The following is a 16,950-nucleotide window of genomic DNA, read 5'->3' on the forward strand; positions in this document are numbered from 1 at the left end:
TCTACGAGGAGGAACCCCCGGTGCTGGTGACCAACCGGTTCGTGGTCGACGTCGATACCGCCGACGGCTTCACCGAACGGGCGCACGCCGCCCTCACCGCGCTGGCCGCCCGGCCCGGCTACCTGCGCGGCCAACTGGTCCGGGCGCTGGACGACCCCCGGTACTGGTCACTGGTCACCGAATGGGAGTCGGTCGGCACGTACCGGAGGGCGCTCGGCGCCTTCGAGGTCAAGGTCAGCGCCGTGCCGCTGCTCGCCGAGTCCGTCGACGAGCCCTCCGCCTACGAGGCACTGGCCACCGCCGCCCCCGGCGGGGCAGTGGTCGTCGCCGACAGTGATCGGGCTGCGGGTCCTTACCGCTGAGCCGGCGGACACTACGCTGCTCCTATGACCGCACCCGCCCCGCCACCCGGTCCCGGGGTGGCTCCGCCGTTCGCCGCGCCGCCCACCGAGGGCCGCCGGACTCGGCTCTGGATCGGCCTCGGCGTCGGCGCGCTCGCCGTGGTGCTCTGCTGCGGCGGGGGTGGCACCGCCGTCGTCGGCCTGGCCGTCAGCGGAGTCCAGGCCATCCGGGAACAGGCCCGCACCGTGACCGGCGACTACTACCAGGCGTTGGTCGAGCGGAACTACGGGCGGGCGTACGACCAGCTCTGCGACGACGCGCAGCGGCGTGAGTCCCGGCCGGAGTTCGAGCGGCGCGCTGCCGCCGAACCGCAGGTGACCGGGTTCCGGGTGGGTGAGGTGGACACCACCTACCTGACCGTGCCGGTCGACGTGACCCTCGACGGCGGCGACCGGGAGCGGCAACAGGTCAGCCTCGGCCAGGACGGGCAGACCGGCGGCGTGGAGGTCTGCGAGGTCAGCTGACCCGTCCCCGGTATTCTGCTGGGCTCGGGGGGACGGTGGTCGTACCGTTGTCCCCGAACCGACCGTTCCATCCACATCTCGCCCCCGCCGACCGCCAGCCGGCGTAGGAGGAAACATGCCAGCCGACCGTATCGACGCCGTCGTCAGCCTCGCCAAGCGCCGAGGCTTCGTCTTCCCCTCCAGTGAGATCTACGGGGGCACCCGATCGGCGTGGGACTACGGCCCGCTCGGCGTGGAGCTCAAGGAGAACGTCCGCCGGCAGTGGTGGAAGACAATGGTCCAGCAGCGCGACGACGTCGTCGGCCTGGACTCCGCGGTGATCCTGTCCCGCAAGGTGTGGGAGGCGTCCGGCCACATCGCCGAGTTCGTCGACCCGCTCACCGAGTGCCAGTTCTGTCACAAGCGGTTCCGGGCCGACCACCTGGAAGAGGCGTACGCCGAGAAGCACGGCAAGCCGCTCACCTCACTGGCCGAGCTGAACTGCCCCAACTGCGGCAACAAGGGCACCTTCACCGAGCCGAAGATGTTCAACGGCCTGATGAAGACCTACCTGGGCCCGGTGGAGAGCGACGAGGGGCTGCACTACCTGCGCCCGGAGACCGCGCAGGGCATCTTCGTCAACTACAAGAACGTCGAGACGGTCGCCCGCAAGAAGCCCCCGTTCGGCATCGCGCAGACCGGCAAGTCGTTCCGCAACGAGATCACCCCGGGCAACTTCATCTTCCGGACCCGCGAGTTCGAGCAGATGGAGATGGAGTTCTTCGTCGAGCCGGGCACCGACGAGCAGTGGCACGAGTACTGGCTCCAGGAGCGCTGGAACTGGTACCTCGACCTCGGCCTCTCGGCGGACAATCTGCGCCTGTTCGAGCACCCCAAGGAGAAGCTGTCGCACTACTCGAAGCGGACGGTGGACATCGAGTACCGCTTCCAGTTCGGCGGCACCGAGTTCGCCGAGCTGGAGGGTGTCGCCAACCGCACCGACTTCGACCTCTCCACGCACAGCAAGCACTCCGGCGTCGACCTGTCGTACTTCGACCAGGGCAAGAGTGAGCGCTGGATGCCGTACGTCATCGAGCCGGCCGCGGGTCTGACCCGCGCGGTGCTCGCCTTCCTGCTGGAGGCGTACGACGAGGACGAGGCGCCCAACACCAAGGGCGGCGTGGACAAGCGCACTGTGATGCGGTTCGACCCGAGGCTCGCCCCGGTCAAGGTGGCGGTGCTGCCGCTGTCCCGCAACGAGGCGCTGTCGCCCAAGGCCAAGGACCTCGCAGCGCTGCTGCGCAAGCGCTGGGTGGTGGAGTTCGACGACTCGCAGGCGATCGGGCGTCGCTACCGCAGGCAGGACGAGATCGGCACCCCGTTCTGTGTGACCGTCGACTTCGACACCCTGGACGACAACGCGGTGACGGTGCGCAACCGGGACACCATGGCCCAGGAGCGCGTCTCGCTGGACCAGGTCGAGCACTACCTGATCGAGCGTCTCCCCGGCTGCTGAGACTCTGCGCACGGGGCCTCGGCCGACGCGACGAGCGCCGGTCGAGGCCCCGTACACTTGTCCGGTGACTGCCTCGACCGTGCCCGCGCTGCGCCCGCTGACTCTTGGCCAGCACCGGGTGTGGCCGCCGGTCGTGCTCGCGCCGATGGCCGGGATCACCAACATCGGGTTCCGTCGGCTCTGCCGGGAGCAGGGCGGCGGCATCTACGTCTGCGAGATGATCACCACCCGGGCGCTGGTCGAGCGCAACCCGAAGACGCTGCGCATGATCGCGTTCGGCGACGACGAGAACCCCCGCAGCCTCCAGCTCTACGGCACCGATCCGGAGATCACCGCCGCCGCCGTGCGGATCGTCGTCGAGCGCAACCTGGCCGATCACATCGACCTCAACTTCGGCTGCCCGGTCCCCAAGGTCACCCGGCGTGGCGGCGGCGCGGCGCTACCGTGGCGGCGCCGGCTCTTCGCGCGGCTCGTGCGGGCCGCGGTGGCCGCCGCGGCACCGTCCGGGGTGCCGGTCACTGTCAAGATGCGCAAGGGCATCGACGACGACCACCTGACGTACGTCGAAGCCGGGCTCGCCGCCCAGGAAGCCGGCGTGGCCGCGGTGGCCCTGCACGGGCGGACGGCGTCGCAGCGCTACTCGGGCACCGCCGACTGGGACGCGATCGCCACCCTGAAGCAGGCCCTCGACGTGCCGGTGCTCGGCAACGGCGACATCTGGGAGGCCGACGACGCGCTGCGCATGGTGGCCCACACCGGCGTCGACGGCGTGGTCATCGGGCGCGGCTGCCTGGGTCGACCGTGGCTCTTCGCCGACCTGGAGGCCGCCTTCAACGGTCGACCGGAGCGGCGGCTGCCGATCCTCGGCGAGGTGGCGGTGACCATGCGCCGCCACGCCGAGTTGCTGGTCGACCAGTTCACGGCCGGCGCCCGCAGCCCGGCCCGAGGTGAACGGGATGGCTGCACCGACTTCCGCAAGCACGTCGCCTGGTACCTCAAGGGTTTCCCGGTCGGCGGCGAACTGCGCCGCTCGCTGGCGATGATCGAGAGCCTGGCCCAGCTCGACGACCTGCTCGGCAAGCTCGACCCGGCGGAGCCGTTCCCGGTGACCGCCCTGGGCCAGCCGCGCGGACGTACCAACTCGCCCGGCAAGGTCTCCCTGCCGGAAGGCTGGCTGGCCAGCCGGGACGACGACACGGTGCCCGAGGGTGCTGAGATGGACGACTCCGGGGGCTGAGCCTCTGGCCGGTCTGGCGGAGTCGCCCCGCGACCGCCCCGTGGCATGCGGGTTCGCAGCAGGGTCCGCGCCGCGCGCCGGTCACCCCCGAGCCCGCAGGTCGCGGCGCTCGGCCTCTCCTCGACACTTCGCTCGCAGAGGCTGCGCACTCGACACTCCGTCCTGCGGCTGGGCAGGTGAGTTCGGCGCCCTGTCGAGCTGATGTCGTGAACGAATCACCAGCTCGCCTCGGTCGGCCATGCCCCTGATCCGTCTACGACATCAGCTCCAAAGGACCCGTGAGGCAGTCCGTGGGGTGGGACCGGTCATGCCGAAGGGCCGGGCCCCGTGGTGGGGTCCGGCCCTTCTGTGTTGTGGTGTGTGTGTCAGCTGGTGGCGTAGCCGCGGGTGGCGATCCAGTCGGCGAGGTGTTCGACGCTGATCTGGTAGGCGGCTTGGTTGGGGTCGGCGGAGTCGGCGATGGTGACGGTGTTGCCGTTGTCGTGGTAGCCGACGACGCTGATGTAGTGCCCGCCTTCGTAGGAGTGGGTGGTGCCGTCGGTGTCGGTGCTGGTGCCGGCGATGTTCGCGACGACGGCCCGGCCGTCGTCGACGGTCTTGACGATGTCGGCGCGCAGCGTGTCGGTCTGCTTGGCGTCGGCGTCGGGGGTGCTGATCTCTACGGACCGGTAGGCGTTGGTCTTGCCGGTTTCCTTGTTCAGTACGGGGGTGATGTCGTTGATGGAGTTGGTGCCGGCTTCGGTGGTGCCCATTTCCTTGGCCATGTCGTCGACGTTGATGTTCTTGCCCTGCACGGACAGGGCGTTGCGGGTGGCGGCGGGGCCGCAGTAGTAGAAGTTCGGCTGGGCTTCGTAGCGCACACCCAGTTCGCGCTCACCGTGGCCCTTGCGGTCGGTCTGGGTCTGGGTGGTGGGCTTGGCGGTGCTGGGTGCGGCGAACGCGGTGGTGACGGGGCCGGCGATGGCGCCGCCGGTGAAGGCGAGGCCGGCGGCGGTCAGGGCGGTCTTACGGATCAGATCGGTACGCATGATGGCGTGCTCCTCTGCATCGGGGGTGCCTGCCCGCACAACCTCAGGGGGTTGTGGTTGTGCGGGGGGAAGTTCGAGGGTTCTGCCCGGTGACCCGCGCTGGGGGGTCGGCGTCGGGACAGGGTGCAACCGTTCGCGGTGGCAGACCATTCCGCCTACCCGCGGGGGGCCGGCCTGTGGTGGTGCTCGGCCGTGCGGGGGATGTAACCGGAGCGGCCTGGCGGATGTTCCCGGGCGGCTGCTTCCGGCGGCAGGGCCCGGCGGCTGTCCGGCGGGCCCGGCGGACCATGACCCGGGCTGTTGCGGTGGTCTGCCAGGTATAACGACCCGGCCCGGCCGCCGATTCCGCCGTCGGGGTGGCCCCGACCACCCGACACCCGACAACAAACCCGACAAACCACCCGCCCGTCCGGCCCAGTGACCCGGACACGGTGGACGAGGCCGCGTGATCCACTCGGGTTCCTGAAAGTCGCGGTGTCCGAGCGCCGGGGATACCCCGACTTCATGAAAGCCGAGTGGATCACGCCGCTTTGCGCGGTTCGAGCGTCCCGTCCCGGACCGGCTCGGACCGGCGGGCCGGGCCGAGCCGGGGATCAGGGCGTGGCGGTGTCGGTTTGGGGCAGGTTGCGCTGCGCCGGGATGGTCGGTGCGGTCGGCCAGGGGATCTCGGGCGCGCGGTGGAAGGTGATTCCGGCAGTCGTCCAGCGCGGGCCCTGGCCGGCCAGGCGGTCCCGGAAGCCAGCCCAGTCGTGGCTTGCCCGGGGTGACCAGCCCAACTCGGCGATGGCCGGGAGACGGGGCAGGAGCAGGAGTTCGATGTCGGCCAGCGAGGTGACCGATTCGGTCCAGAGCGGGGCCTCCACACCGAGAACCGCCTCGGTGGGTACGCCGGCGACGTGCGTACCCGGATCCCAGTCGTAGGCCTTTCGCACGTCGATGAGGCCGGCCCAGTCATGCCCGATCGGGGTGTCCGGGGCGTACTTCATGTCCAGGTAGGCGTGGTTGCCGGGGGAGACGATCAGCCGGGCGCCACGGCGTACGGCGTCGGCGGTGGTGGGGTCTTCGCCGTTCGTGCCCCACCACTGGAGGACCCGCCCGTCGAGGTGGGCGGCGGGTGCGAGCTGGTGCCAGCCGACGACGGTCTTGCCGAGGTCGGCCACGATGCGCTGGACCCGCTCGACGAAACCGGTGTAGACCTCGCCCTTGACCTTGAACGCCTCGTCGCCGCCGATGTGCAGCCAGGGGCCGGGGGTGAGCGCTGCCACCTCGCCCAACACGTCGGCGATGAAGTCGTACGTCCGCTCGTCGGCCGGGTCGACGTAGCTGAAGCCGACCTCGGTGCCGGTGTACGGCGGAGGTGCGATCTTGTCCGGTGCCAGCTCCGGGTACGCGACCAGCGCCGAGTTGGTGTGCCCCGGGAGGTCGATCTCCGGGACGACGGTGATGTGACGGGCGGCCGCGTAGGAGACGATCCGCTGGTAGTCGGCAGTCGTGTAGTGCCCGCCGGGGCCGCCGTCGACCTCGGTCGTCCCGCCGACTGTGGTCAGCTTCGGCCAGGAGTCGACGGTGATCCGCCAGCCCTGGTCGTCGGTGAGGTGCAGGTGCAGGTGGTTGAGCTTGTAGCGAGCCAGATGGTCGACCACCCGCAGCACGTCCTCGACGGCGAAGAAGTGCCGCGCGACGTCGAGCATCGCGCCCCGGTAGGGGAACCGGGGTGCGTCGGTGATGGTGCCGCCGGGCAGCGCCCAGCGTTCGGTGACCTGGCTGGGGCTCTCGATCGTCGCCGGCAGCAGTTGGCGCAGTGTCTGCACGCCGTAGAAGAGGCCGGGGGCGGTGGCGGCGGTGACGCGTACCCCGTCGGTGGCGATGTCGAGCCGGTAGCCCTCCGCGCCGAGGTCGGCGCTGTCGTCGAGCACCAGCGCGATGCCACCGGCGGGCTCCGGCGTGGTGGCGTCGGTGACCGGCAGCGGGTAGCCGGTGGCCGGACGCAGGAGCTGGGCGAGCTGCTCGGCGACCGCCAGCGCGGCGGGGTCGGCGCTGGCCACGACGACCGCTTCGGCCGGCAGCGTCCAGTCGGCGGTCGGGTCCGGGTGGACCTGCTGCGGGGCGGGCACGACGTCGGTCAGCCGGTGCGGGGCCGCCGGGGCGAGCAACCTGCCAGCGGTCTGCTCGGCCGAGCGGGCCAGCGTGGCCGCGTCCGGTTCCCCCGCCGAGAGCGGCGCGGGGACGGCGGTGGGGCCGGGGGAGGGGATGGTCGACACGGCGGCGACTCCGGGGGGTGTATTCGCGTCGGTTATGGCAAAAGTGAGGTTCACCGGCTGGCGTGGCGTCAAGCGTACGACGCTCGGCCGGGATGCGTGATGGTGCGCATGGAAGCGTTCCCAAAAACCGGTACGAACACGGATAGTCGTGATGGCTGTGCCAATTGTCACCGAACGGTCCCAGGTCACTCGATGTTCGCTTAACCTTCGCGCACCGATCGACGTTGACCCCGGGATTACCGGCGGTCCGTCCCGGGGAAGAAGAAAACTGAACCTTCGTTAAGTGTCAATCCGGCGCGTGTGTTGTGGAGGCTCTGGTGGCAGCGCAAGAGACCGTCGATCACAAGTACGTCTACGACTTCTCCGAAGGCAACAAGGAACTCAAGGACCTGCTCGGTGGCAAGGGGGCAAACCTCGCCGAGATGACGAACCTGGGCCTGCCCGTCCCGCCCGGCTTCACCATCACCACCGAGGCGTGCCAGGCGTACCTCGCGACGGGACGGGAGCCGGACGGGCTCGCCGGCCAGATCGAGGCGCACCTGGAAGCGCTGGAGCGCGAGATGGGCAAGCGCCTCGGTGACTCGCAGGATCCCCTGCTGGTGTCCGTTCGCTCGGGTGCCAAGTTCTCCATGCCCGGGATGATGGAGACCGTCCTCAACGTCGGTCTCAACGACGAGAGCGTGGTGGGGCTCTCCGCCCAGGCGGGACAGAACGACAGGTTCGCCTGGGACTCCTACCGGCGACTCATCCAGATGTTCGGCAAGACCGTCTGCGAGGTGCCGGGCGAGGAGTTCGAGCACGCGCTCGACGAGGCCAAGCACGCCAAGGCCACCCACAACGACCTGGATCTGGACGCCGACGACCTGCGTGGGCTGGTCGACGCGTACAAGAAGATCTTCTTGAAGCACACCGGTCGGGAGTTCCCGCAGCAGCCACGCGAACAGCTCGACCTGGCCATCCGGGCGGTCTTCGAGTCGTGGAACGCCGAGCGCGCGGTGCTCTACCGCCGCCAGGAGCGCATCCCGGCCGACCTCGGCACCGCTGTCAACGTGGTGACAATGGTCTTCGGCAACCTCGGGCCCGACTCCGGCACCGGCGTCGCGTTCACCCGCGACCCGGCCAGCGGCGCGCAGGGCATCTACGGCGATTACCTGGCCAACGCCCAGGGTGAGGACGTGGTCGCCGGCATCCGCAACACGGTGCCGTTGCAGGAGTTGGAGCAGCTCGACAAGTCCTCCTACGACGAACTGCTCGGCATCATGGCCCGGCTGGAGGAGCACTACAAGGACCTCTGCGACATCGAGTTCACCATCGAACGCGGCAAGCTCTGGATGTTGCAGACCCGGGTCGGCAAGCGCACCGCCGCCGCCGCGTTCGTCATCGCCGGGCAACTCGTCGACGAGGGTCTGATCGACCTGGACGAGGCGCTGCTCCGGGTCAACGGCGCGCAACTGGCCCAGCTGATGTTTCCGCGCTTCCAGCTCGACCACGAGTTCCAGCCGGTCGCCAAGGGCATCGGCGCGTCGCCCGGCGCGGCGTCCGGCACCGTGGTCTTCACCTCCGCCAGGGCCGTCGAGCTGGCCGCCGAGGGTGAATCGGTGATCCTGGTGCGCCGGGAGACCAACCCGGACGACCTGAACGGCATGATCGCCGCGAAGGGCATCCTCACCTCGCGCGGCGGCAAGACCAGCCACGCCGCTGTGGTGGCCCGGGGCATGGGCAAGACCTGCGTCTCCGGCGCCGACGAGATCGAGGTGAACGTGCCGGCGAAGCGGTTCACAGTGGCCGGGCAGACCGTCACCGAGGGCGATGTGGTGTCCATCGACGGCACCACCGGCAAGGTCTACCTCGGCGAGGTGCCGGTCATGCCCTCCGAGGTCGTGCAGTACTTCGAGGGCAGCCTCGACCCCGAGCACATCGACAACGCGCTGGTTCGGGCCGTACACCGGATCATGACGCACGCCGACGGTAAGCGGCGGCTGGCGGTCCGGACGAACGCCGACACCGGCGCGGACGCGGCCCGGGCCCGGCGCTTCGGCGCCGAGGGCATCGGGCTGTGCCGCACCGAGCACATGTTCCTCGGTGACCGGCGGGAGTTGGTCGAGCGGCTGATCCTGGCCCGAGCCCCGGGCGAACGGGAGGCGGCGCTGGCGGCGCTGCTGCCGTTGCAGCGGGCCGACTTCGAGGAGATCTTCCGCGAGATGGACGGGCTGCCGGTCACCGTGCGGCTCATCGACCCGCCGTTGCACGAGTTCCTGCCGCCGTTGGAGCAGCTCGCCGTCAACGTGGCGGTCGCTCAGGAACGCGGCGAGGACGTGGCCAAGGAGGAGGCTCTGCTCGCCGCCGTCCGGCGGATGCACGAGGAGAACCCGATGCTGGGGCTGCGGGGCGTACGCCTCGGACTGGTCATCCCCGGCCTGTTCGCGATGCAGGTCCGGGCCATCGCCGAGGCGGCGGTCAGTTGCGCCCGCAACGGAGGCGTGGCCAAGCCGGAGATCATGGTGCCGCTGGTCGGGGCGGTGCAGGAGCTGGAGACGGTTCGCGCCGAGGCGGAGAAGATCATTGCCGAGGTGGTCGGGGACAGCGGCGTCGAGGTGCTGATCGGCACCATGATCGAGGTACCCCGGGCGGCGCTGACCGCCGGGCAGATCGCCGAGGCCGCCGAGTTCTTCTCCTTCGGCACCAACGACCTGACCCAGATGGGCTGGGGCTTCTCCCGCGACGACGTCGAGGGCGCGTTCTTCTGGCGCTACCTGGAGCTGGGCATCTTCGGCATCTCGCCGTTCGAGTCGATCGACCGCGACGGCGTCGGTCGGCTGGTGCGGATCGCCGCCGAGGAGGGTCGGGCTGCCCGGCCCGGGCTGAAGCTCGGCGTCTGCGGTGAGCACGGTGGCGACCCGGACTCGGTGCACTTCTTCCACGAGGTCGGCCTGGACTACGTGTCCTGCTCGCCGTTCCGGGTGCCGGTGGCCCGGCTGGAGGCCGGTCGGGCGGTCGTCGAGAGCGGCGGGTCGGACAGCCGCTGACGCACGTCGGCGGCGGCTGCTCACCCGGCCGCCGCCGGCGCTCAGATCGGCGGACGACGCCAGGTGGGTCGGGACGATCGGCGCAACTGCGTCGGCAGGGTCGCCATCGGGGTACGCGTGGCCAGCGGGGCGTGCGCGTCCGGCACGGAGGTCGCGCCGATGCCTGCGCCGCGAACGTCCAGGAAGGACCCCGCCCGACGGGCAACCGCCCGCGCCTCCTCGTGCAGCGCCTCCAGATCCCCCGCCGACGACACTGTGACGAGGGTCAGCAGGGCGCTGCGCCCGGCCGGGTAGGTGACCACGCAGCCGGCGGTGGTGCACACGACCGACTCCCGGAACTCACCCTGCCGGACGGTGTCGGCCACCCGGTGACCGAGCCCGAAACTCGCGGCGGCGAGCGCGGCGAGGTGGGTGGCGTCGGTGCTGGGCAGGTCGCTGGAGATGAGCAGGCCGTCGGTGCCCGCGAGCACCGCGCCGGCGATGTCGGGTCGGCGTTGGCGCAGCCCGCGTAGCTCCGTTCCCATCACCGTGTCTGCGTCCACGAGCGTTACCCCTCACCGGTCGGCTCTGCGTGTCAGTCGGCTGGTCACGTTCCGCGCTGGGAAGGCTACCGGTGGCGACTTCCGGCCGCGAGCCCGTAACCCTCGGCGATCGGTTGGCAACTGCGGGCCAATCGGTGGTTGTGTGCAGTTCGTCGATGCGTCGTGAGCAGGTCGAGCAGTGGTGGCGGGCGTAATCTTGGCTCGCTCGCACACGGCCGATTGGGCGCCGCGTCGAACGGGAAGAGGTGACTGCATGACCAGTGTCTGGGAGAGCCTGACTGTCGACGCCCGCGATCCGGCCCGACTGGCCCGTTGGTGGGCCGAGGCGCTCGGCTATCAGGTCGTCACCGAGACTCCGAGCGGCGTGGAGATCCGCCAGTCCCCGGACCAGCTGCCCGCCCTGTTCTTCGGCCCGGTGGCCGAGGGCAAGGAGCGCAAGAACCGGTTGCACCTCGACCTGCGCCCCGCCAACCAGGAGGCCGAGGTCGAGCGCCTGGTCGACATGGGCGCCCGGCACGTCGACATCGCTCAGGGTGAGGTCGACTGGACAGTGCTGAGTGATCCGGAAGGCAACGAGTTCTGCGTGTTGCGTGAGCGCGAGGAGTGAGCCGGGGGCGGCGGACGCGCGATTGGTCGAGGAGCCGCCCAAGGGCACCGGGCATCGCCGGTCGCCGTACGAGCGCGACCGGGCCCGGGTGCTGCACTCGGCGGCGTTTCGCCGGCTGGCCACCAAGACCCAGGTGCACACCGCCGGCACTGACGACTTCCTGCGGACGCGGCTGACCCACTCGTTGGAGGTGGCCCAGATCGCCCGGGAGATGGGTGCCCGGCTGGGCTGCGACCCGGACGTGGTGGACGTCGCGGGGCTCGCGCACGACCTCGGGCACCCGCCGTTCGGGCACAACGGCGAGGCTGCGCTGGACCTGCTCGCCACGCCGTGCGGCGGCTTCGAGGGCAACGCGCAGACCCTGCGGGTGTTGACCCGCCTGGAGGCGAAGGTGCTCGCCCCGGACGGCTCGTCCGCCGGGCTGAACCTGACCCGGGCGTCGCTGGACGCGATCGGCAAGTACCCCTGGCCGCGCCGGCCGGGGGAGCGCAAGTTCGGGGTGTACGCCGACGACGCGGCCGTCTTCGACTGGATCCGGGCCGGCGCGCCCGGCGACCGGCGCTGCCTGGAGGCCCAGGTGATGGACTGGGCCGACGACGTCGCGTACTCGGTGCACGACGTGGAGGACGGCATCCACGGCGGCTACGTCACGTTGCATCCGCTGCTCACCGACGCCGACGAGCGGGCCGCGCTCTGCGCCGACGTGGCGGCCGCCTACTCCGGGGAGTCGGCGGCGGACCTGGCCGAGGTGCTCGTCGATCTGCTGGCCGGTCCGCTGCTCGCCCCGTTCGCCGGGTACGACGGCAGCCATCGCGCACAGGTCGCGTTGAAGGCCACCACCAGTGGGGTGACCGGGCTGTTCGTCTCCGCGGCGGTGGCGGCCACGGAGGAGCGTTTCGGTCCGGGCCCGCACCGCCGTTACGGCGCCGACCTGGTGGTGCCCCGACTGGTACGGGCGCAGTGCGCGCTGCTCAAGGGCATCGCGCTGCGGTACGTGATGCGTCGCAGTGGCTTCCGGGGCCGCTATGAGCGGCAGCGGACGATGCTGGCGGAGTTGGTGGCCGCGCTGGTCCGGCACGCCCCGGAAGGGCTCGACCCGATCTTCGCCCCGCTGTGGCGGGCCGCTTCGGACGACGCGGCCAGGCTGCGGGTGGTGATCGACCAGGTCGCCTCCCTCACCGACCCGGCGGCGGTGACCTGGCACACCCGCCTCGTCGGCAAGGGGACACCCCCGACCGACCACGAGGCAGCTTAGGCTACCTAACTGACATGACGGAACGCTCCAGGAACGTCACCTCGGCCCGGGTGCTGCGCACCGAGCGGCCCACCCCGCACCTGATCCGGCTCGTCCTCGGTGGGGACGAACTGGTTGGCCTGCCGGTGGGCGAGTTCACCGACCACTACGTCAAGGTGGTGTTTCCGCAGCCGGGGGTCGAGTACCCGCAGCCGCTGGACCTCGCCGCGATCCGTCGGGACCTGCCCCGGGAGCAGTGGCCCAGGCTCCGCGCGTACACGGTGCGGCGCTGGGATCCGCTGTCCGGGGAGCTGACCGTCGACGTGGTGCACCACGGCGACGAGGGGTTGGCCGGCCCGTGGGCCGCCGCGCTGCGTCCCGGCGATCCGGTGCACTTCGTCGGCCCCGGTGGCGCGTACGCCCCGAACCCGGACGCGGACTGGCACCTGCTGGTCGGTGACGAGAGCGCCCTGCCGGCGATCGCCGCCGCCCTGGAACGCCTGCCGCTGGGTGCTCCGGCCCACGTCTTCGTGGAGATCGCCGACCCGGCGGAGGAGCAGAAGCTGCTCAGCCCCGGTGCGGTCGAGCTGACCTGGCTGCATCGCGGCGAACGCCCGGTGGGCGAGGCCCTGGTCGCCGCGGTGCGGGCGTTGGAGTTCCCGGCCGGCCAGGTGCACGCGTTCGTGCACGGCGAGGCCGCCTTCGTCCGGGAGTTGCGCCGGTTGCTGCGCGGCGAGCGGGGCGTACCCCTGGACCGGCTCTCCATCTCCGGCTACTGGCGGCGCGGCATGGACGACGAGGGCTGGCGCTCCACCAAGGCCGACTGGAACCAGCAGGTGGCGGCCGAGGAGACGGCCGTTCCGGAGCCCGCCGCGGCGGCCTGAGCGCCGCTCATCCCTCGGGCGTCCGGTTCGACTCGCTGGCCCTGGTGAGTCGGCGGCTGAGTAGCACTGCGTATCCGACGATCGCCACGGCGAGCAGGGACAGCATCAGCCTCGGCTCGTGCACCGTCGCGGTGATCACGCTGACCGATACCACCCCGTAGGCGGCGATCGCCAGCCGGGCCAGAGTCGGCCGGGTCCACAGCCAGTACAGGGCCAGGCCGCACACCGTCCACATCACCATCGAGGCGGCCAGCAGCAGCCGCAGCTCCAACGGCAGTCGCGGCGCGTTGGAGTCGACCAACCGGACCACCTGCCCGAGCGCCCAGCCGAGCAGCAACAGCGCACCGCCGAGCGGAATGTGCAGATAGCTGTACGCCTGCCCGCCCCGCAGGTGGCTCTGGAGGAGTCGGGTGGTGACGAAGGTGGTGTAGACCCACCAGACGGCCGCCGGGATCAGAAAGGCCAACCCGGCGGTGAGGATCATGTGGGGCGGGGGGTGGTCGGGCACCGCGAAGAGCAGGCTGGCCAGGGCGCTACCCAGCACGATGATCGTGAACTGCCCGATCCGTTCCGGGAGGTGCCGGTTGTCCACCGGCCAGCGGTTGAGCCAGCGCGCACCGACCCAGGGCGTGGCCAGTTCGATGACCATCGCGATCACCCAGAGCACCGGGCGCTGCCGGGTGGGCGTGGTCAGCGACACCAGCCAGATCAGCCAGCCCGACCCGAAGCCGATCAGGTAGATCGTCGTCACCAGGCGGGCCATCGAGCTGGTCGGCCAGGCGCGCAGATACAGCAGGAGCAGCACCCCCCGCACGATCAGGTACCCGACCGGCAGGAGCACGCTCTCCGGCACCTCGTCGACGCCGAGCGTCATCGCCCCCGCGCCGACCAACGCGACGAGCACCAGCACCCGGTGCAGCGCGTCGTCCGGGTCGAACCGGGTGTCGTAGAAGACCTGACCCACCCAGGCCCACTGGATCACCACGAAGAGCCCGATCACGGCCAGCACGGCGCGCGGGGACGGGGTCGGGTCGACGCCCAGCCGGGCCACCACCGCCGCCAGCGCGTACACGAAGATGAGGTCGAGGAACAGCTCCAACCAGGTGGCGTGGCGGTGTCCGGCCTCGTCCGCCGGCGGGGCCTGTCCGCTCAGCCCGATCCGACCGGCCAGCCATCTGGGCAGGCGGGGGACGTCCGTCCGTACCCTGCGCATCTGGTCATGGTCCCCGTGCGGACCCGGCTTGCGGGCCGGAACCGCCCAGCCAGCAGCGGCCGTCGCCACACCGGCGTCCCCCGGCCGGCGTGTCGCCGGTCCGGCAGGGCAGGATGTACGGCGAGGAGGTGGCGCATGGCTGGGCGGATCCGGGACGAGGACATCGCACTGGTCCGGGAACGCACCTCGATCGGGGATGTGATCTCCGAGACGGTCACCCTGAAGTCCGCCGGCGGCGGCAACCTCAAGGGCCTGTGCCCGTTCCACGACGAGAAGAGTCCGTCGTTCAACGTGTCCCCGGCCCGCAACGTCTGGTACTGCTTCGGCTGCGGGGCCGGCGGGGACGCGATCAAGTTCCTGATGGACGCCGACCACCTCAGCTTCGTGGAGTCCGTCGAGCGGCTGGCCGGCCGCGCCGGCATCCAACTGCGCTACATCGAGGACGACAAGGGCACTCCGCGCCCCCGCCCGCAGCAGGGTCAGCGGCAGCGCCTGGTCGCCGCGCACGCCGCCGCCGTCGAGTTCTACAGCGCGCAACTGAGCACCGCCGGCGCCCGGCCGGCACGGGAGTTCCTGGCGCGCCGGGGCTTCGACCGGGCCGCCGCCGAGCGCTACGGCTGTGGTTTCGCGCCGGAGGGTTGGGACCCGCTCACCAAGCACCTGCGCCAGCAGGGCTTCACCCACCAGGAGCTGGTCACCGCCGGGCTGTCCCGGGAGTCGCGTTCCGGCACCCTGATCGACAGGTTCCGCCGTCGGCTGCTCTGGCCGATCCGCGACCTCGCCGGCGACGTGATCGGCTTCGGTGCGCGCAAGCTCTTCGATGACGACGACGGCCCGAAGTACCTGAACACCCCCGAGACGCCGATCTACAAGAAGTCGCACGTGCTCTACGGCATCGACCAGGCCAAGCGGGAGATCGCCAAGCAGGGGCGGGCGGTGATCGTCGAGGGTTACACCGACGTGATGGCCTGCCACCTGGCCGGGGTGACCACTGCCGTGGCGACCTGCGGCACCGCCTTCGCCGCGGACCACATCTCGGTCCTGCGTCGGCTCCTGTTCGACAGCGACGAGGTGGCCGGCGAGATCATCTTCACCTTCGACGGCGACGCCGCCGGGCAGAAGGCCGCACTGCGCGCCTTCGAAGACGATCAGCGGTTCGTCGGGCGCACGTTCATCGCGGTCAGCCCGGACAACATGGACCCGTGCGATCTGCGGCTGGCCAAGGGCGACCTGGCGGTGCGTGACCTGGTCGCCCGCCGCGAGCCGCTCGTCGACTTCGCGCTGCGACACATGATCAGCCGCTTCGACCTGGACACCGTCGACGGCCGGGTCGAGGCGATGCGCCACGCCGCGCCGCTGGTCGCGCGCCTCAAGGACCGGGAGAAGCGCCCCGAGTACGTCCGCAAGCTCGCCATGGACCTCGGCATGGAGATCGAGCCGGTGCAGCGGGCGGTGCTCGCCGCCGGCAACGCTCCGCCGACCAGTGCCCGCGACGCGGCCCCCGCCGCCCGGCCCGCCTCGGCCCGGCCCGAGCCGGCACTGGACAGCCCGCAGTCGATGGTCGAGCGGGAGGCGCTCAAACTCGCCCTCCAGCAACCGGTCCTGGCCGGGCCGATGTTCGACGCGGTCGAGGCCACCGAATACCGCCACCCGGTGCACGTCGCGGTGCGTGCTGCCATCGCGGCGGCCGGTGGTGCCGCGTCGGCGGCCGGCGGCGCGGTCTGGATCGAGTCGGTCCGCGACGCCTGCGACGACCTGGCAGCCGCGGCGCTGGTCGGTGAGTTGGCAGTCGAACCACTGCGGATCGACGGCGAACCGGACCCACGCTACGTGTCGATCACCATGGCCCGGGTGCAGTTCGGGTCGGTGACCGCCCGGGTCCGCGACCTCAAGTCACGCATCCAGCGGATCAACCCGGTCAACAACAAGGACGAGTACTTCGCCGCCTTCGGTGAGCTGCTGTCCCTGGAGCAGCACGCCCGGGCGTTGCGCGAGCAGGCTGCGGGAGGCCTCTAGATGGGACTGTTCAGCCGCAAGCCGAAGCTGCCGCCGGCCGACCGGCCGCCGCTGACCGCCGACGAGCGGGTGCTGGCCTGGGCCGCCGCCGGCAACGGCGAGGGCGACGGGGTGGTGGTCGCCACCAACCTGGGGTTGTGGCTGCCCGGCCGAGGGCACCGGCTCGGGTGGCACACCATCCTCAAGGCGGTCTGGTCCGGCCGGGAGTTGACAGTCACCCCCGCCGAGCCGCTCGTCGAACGGGACGGCTACACGGTGGTCGCCGACGGTCCGGCCGAGACGTACCTGCTGCTCGACCCGGGGGAGCTGCCGCACCAGGTGCGGGCTCGGGTGACCCGTTCGGTCGCGTACACCGAGCACCAGCCGGTGCCCGGCGGCGCGGCGCGGGTCGCGGCCCGGCGCGTGGCCGGGGCCGACGGTCTGACCTGGACGGTCCGACTCGACCCCGGCACCCCAGCGGACGACGAGACCCTGCTCGTCGACACCGACCGGCTGGTCGGTGTGGCCCGCGCCGCCACCGCGCCGGCCGATCTCTGACCGC

General features: G+C 71.1%; 14 protein-coding genes. 10 read left to right on the top strand and 4 right to left on the bottom strand.

Features of this window, described 5'->3' with window-relative positions; translation table 11 throughout:
• The first annotated feature begins 20 nt into the window (after window positions 1-20).
• From NIE79_RS11495 to dusB, 4 genes are all read left to right on the top strand, one after another.
• On the top strand, window positions 21-362 hold the full coding sequence (locus NIE79_RS11495) for an antibiotic biosynthesis monooxygenase family protein (protein WP_238678530.1): 342 nt from the start codon (window positions 21-23) through the stop codon (window positions 360-362).
• 24 nt (window positions 363-386) lie between these two features.
• A complete protein-coding gene (locus NIE79_RS11500) occupies window positions 387-866 on the top strand; it encodes a hypothetical protein (RefSeq protein ID WP_238678531.1) in 480 nt (159 codons plus the stop codon).
• 115 nt (window positions 867-981) lie between these two features.
• Window positions 982-2,361 (top strand): glycine--tRNA ligase, encoded by a 1,380-nt coding sequence (locus NIE79_RS11505; RefSeq protein ID WP_238678532.1) that lies wholly within the window; start codon window positions 982-984, stop codon window positions 2,359-2,361.
• 64 nt (window positions 2,362-2,425) lie between these two features.
• Window positions 2,426-3,598, top strand: a complete 1,173-nt coding sequence (gene dusB / locus NIE79_RS11510; protein ID WP_308193167.1) for a tRNA dihydrouridine synthase DusB — start codon at window positions 2,426-2,428, stop codon at window positions 3,596-3,598.
• 365 nt (window positions 3,599-3,963) lie between these two features.
• On the opposite strand, the gene NIE79_RS11515 is transcribed toward dusB, so the two are convergent.
• Together NIE79_RS11515 and NIE79_RS11520 are read right to left on the bottom strand one after the other, a co-directional pair.
• Window positions 3,964-4,626: a C39 family peptidase gene (locus NIE79_RS11515; RefSeq protein ID WP_238678533.1), complete on the bottom strand. Its 663-nt coding sequence runs from the start codon at window positions 4,624-4,626 to the stop codon at window positions 3,964-3,966.
• Between the two features lie 593 nt (window positions 4,627-5,219).
• A complete protein-coding gene (locus NIE79_RS11520) occupies window positions 5,220-6,887 on the bottom strand; it encodes a beta-N-acetylhexosaminidase (RefSeq protein WP_238678534.1) in 1,668 nt (555 codons plus the stop codon).
• 317 nt (window positions 6,888-7,204) lie between these two features.
• Here NIE79_RS11520 and ppdK point away from each other — a divergent pair, with 317 nt between their 5' ends.
• Entirely contained in the window at window positions 7,205-9,913 is a 2,709-nt protein-coding gene (gene ppdK / locus NIE79_RS11525; protein WP_238678535.1) for a pyruvate, phosphate dikinase, read from the top strand.
• 41 nt (window positions 9,914-9,954) lie between these two features.
• Here the strand turns inward: ppdK and NIE79_RS11530 are convergent, their stop codons facing one another.
• A complete protein-coding gene (locus tag NIE79_RS11530) occupies window positions 9,955-10,455 on the bottom strand; it encodes a roadblock/LC7 domain-containing protein (RefSeq protein WP_238678536.1) in 501 nt (166 codons plus the stop codon).
• A gap of 253 nt (window positions 10,456-10,708) precedes the next feature.
• Between NIE79_RS11530 and NIE79_RS11535 the strand changes: the two genes are divergently transcribed.
• Genes NIE79_RS11535 through NIE79_RS11545 form a run of 3 tightly spaced genes read left to right on the top strand, consistent with a single transcriptional unit; the run spans window position 10,709 to window position 13,180 of the window.
• Window positions 10,709-11,062 (top strand): VOC family protein, encoded by a 354-nt coding sequence (locus tag NIE79_RS11535; RefSeq protein ID WP_238678537.1) that lies wholly within the window; start codon window positions 10,709-10,711, stop codon window positions 11,060-11,062.
• Window positions 11,046-12,317 carry a deoxyguanosinetriphosphate triphosphohydrolase gene (locus tag NIE79_RS11540; RefSeq protein ID WP_372471454.1) on the top strand — a complete coding sequence of 424 codons (1,272 nt, stop codon included), beginning with the start codon at window positions 11,046-11,048 and terminating at the stop codon, window positions 12,315-12,317. Before NIE79_RS11535 ends, NIE79_RS11540 begins: the two co-directional genes overlap by 17 nt.
• Window positions 12,318-12,331: 14 nt before the next feature.
• Window positions 12,332-13,180 (top strand): siderophore-interacting protein, encoded by an 849-nt coding sequence (locus NIE79_RS11545; protein ID WP_238678538.1) that lies wholly within the window; start codon window positions 12,332-12,334, stop codon window positions 13,178-13,180.
• Window positions 13,181-13,187: 7 nt separating this feature from the next.
• Here NIE79_RS11545 and NIE79_RS11550 read toward each other — a convergent pair whose 3' ends face one another.
• Complete coding sequence (locus NIE79_RS11550; protein ID WP_238678539.1) at window positions 13,188-14,393, bottom strand: low temperature requirement protein A; 1,206 nt, start codon at window positions 14,391-14,393, stop codon at window positions 13,188-13,190.
• A 135-nt stretch (window positions 14,394-14,528) separates the two neighbouring features.
• Between NIE79_RS11550 and dnaG the strand changes: the two genes are divergently transcribed.
• Both dnaG and NIE79_RS11560 read left to right on the top strand, forming a co-directional pair.
• Window positions 14,529-16,409 (top strand): DNA primase, encoded by a 1,881-nt coding sequence (dnaG, locus tag NIE79_RS11555; protein WP_372471455.1) that lies wholly within the window; start codon window positions 14,529-14,531, stop codon window positions 16,407-16,409.
• Entirely contained in the window at window positions 16,410-16,946 is a 537-nt protein-coding gene (locus NIE79_RS11560) for a hypothetical protein (protein WP_238678540.1), read from the top strand.
• The last annotated feature ends 4 nt before the right edge of the window (window positions 16,947-16,950 follow it).

It is taken from the genome of Micromonospora trifolii, from assembly GCF_022229005.1.
In the GTDB taxonomy this organism is placed as follows: Bacteria; Actinomycetota; Actinomycetes; order Mycobacteriales; family Micromonosporaceae; genus Micromonospora; species Micromonospora trifolii.

Bases quoted from the DNA above. Each gene is read 5' to 3' on its own strand.
- NIE79_RS11500 (WP_238678531.1), top strand. From the start codon at position 387: ATGACCGCACCCGCCCCGCCACCCGGTCCCGGGGTGGCTCCGCCGTTC.
- NIE79_RS11505 (WP_238678532.1), top strand. From the start codon at position 982: ATGCCAGCCGACCGTATCGACGCCGTCGTCAGCCTCGCCAAGCGCCGA.
- NIE79_RS11515 (WP_238678533.1), bottom strand. From the start codon at position 4,626: ATGCGTACCGATCTGATCCGTAAGACCGCCCTGACCGCCGCCGGCCTC.
- NIE79_RS11535 (WP_238678537.1), top strand. From the start codon at position 10,709: ATGACCAGTGTCTGGGAGAGCCTGACTGTCGACGCCCGCGATCCGGCC.
- NIE79_RS11545 (WP_238678538.1), top strand. From the start codon at position 12,332: ATGACGGAACGCTCCAGGAACGTCACCTCGGCCCGGGTGCTGCGCACC.
- NIE79_RS11550 (WP_238678539.1), bottom strand. From the start codon at position 14,393: ATGCGCAGGGTACGGACGGACGTCCCCCGCCTGCCCAGATGGCTGGCC.
- dnaG (WP_372471455.1), top strand. From the start codon at position 14,529: ATGGCTGGGCGGATCCGGGACGAGGACATCGCACTGGTCCGGGAACGC.
- NIE79_RS11560 (WP_238678540.1), top strand. From the start codon at position 16,410: ATGGGACTGTTCAGCCGCAAGCCGAAGCTGCCGCCGGCCGACCGGCCG.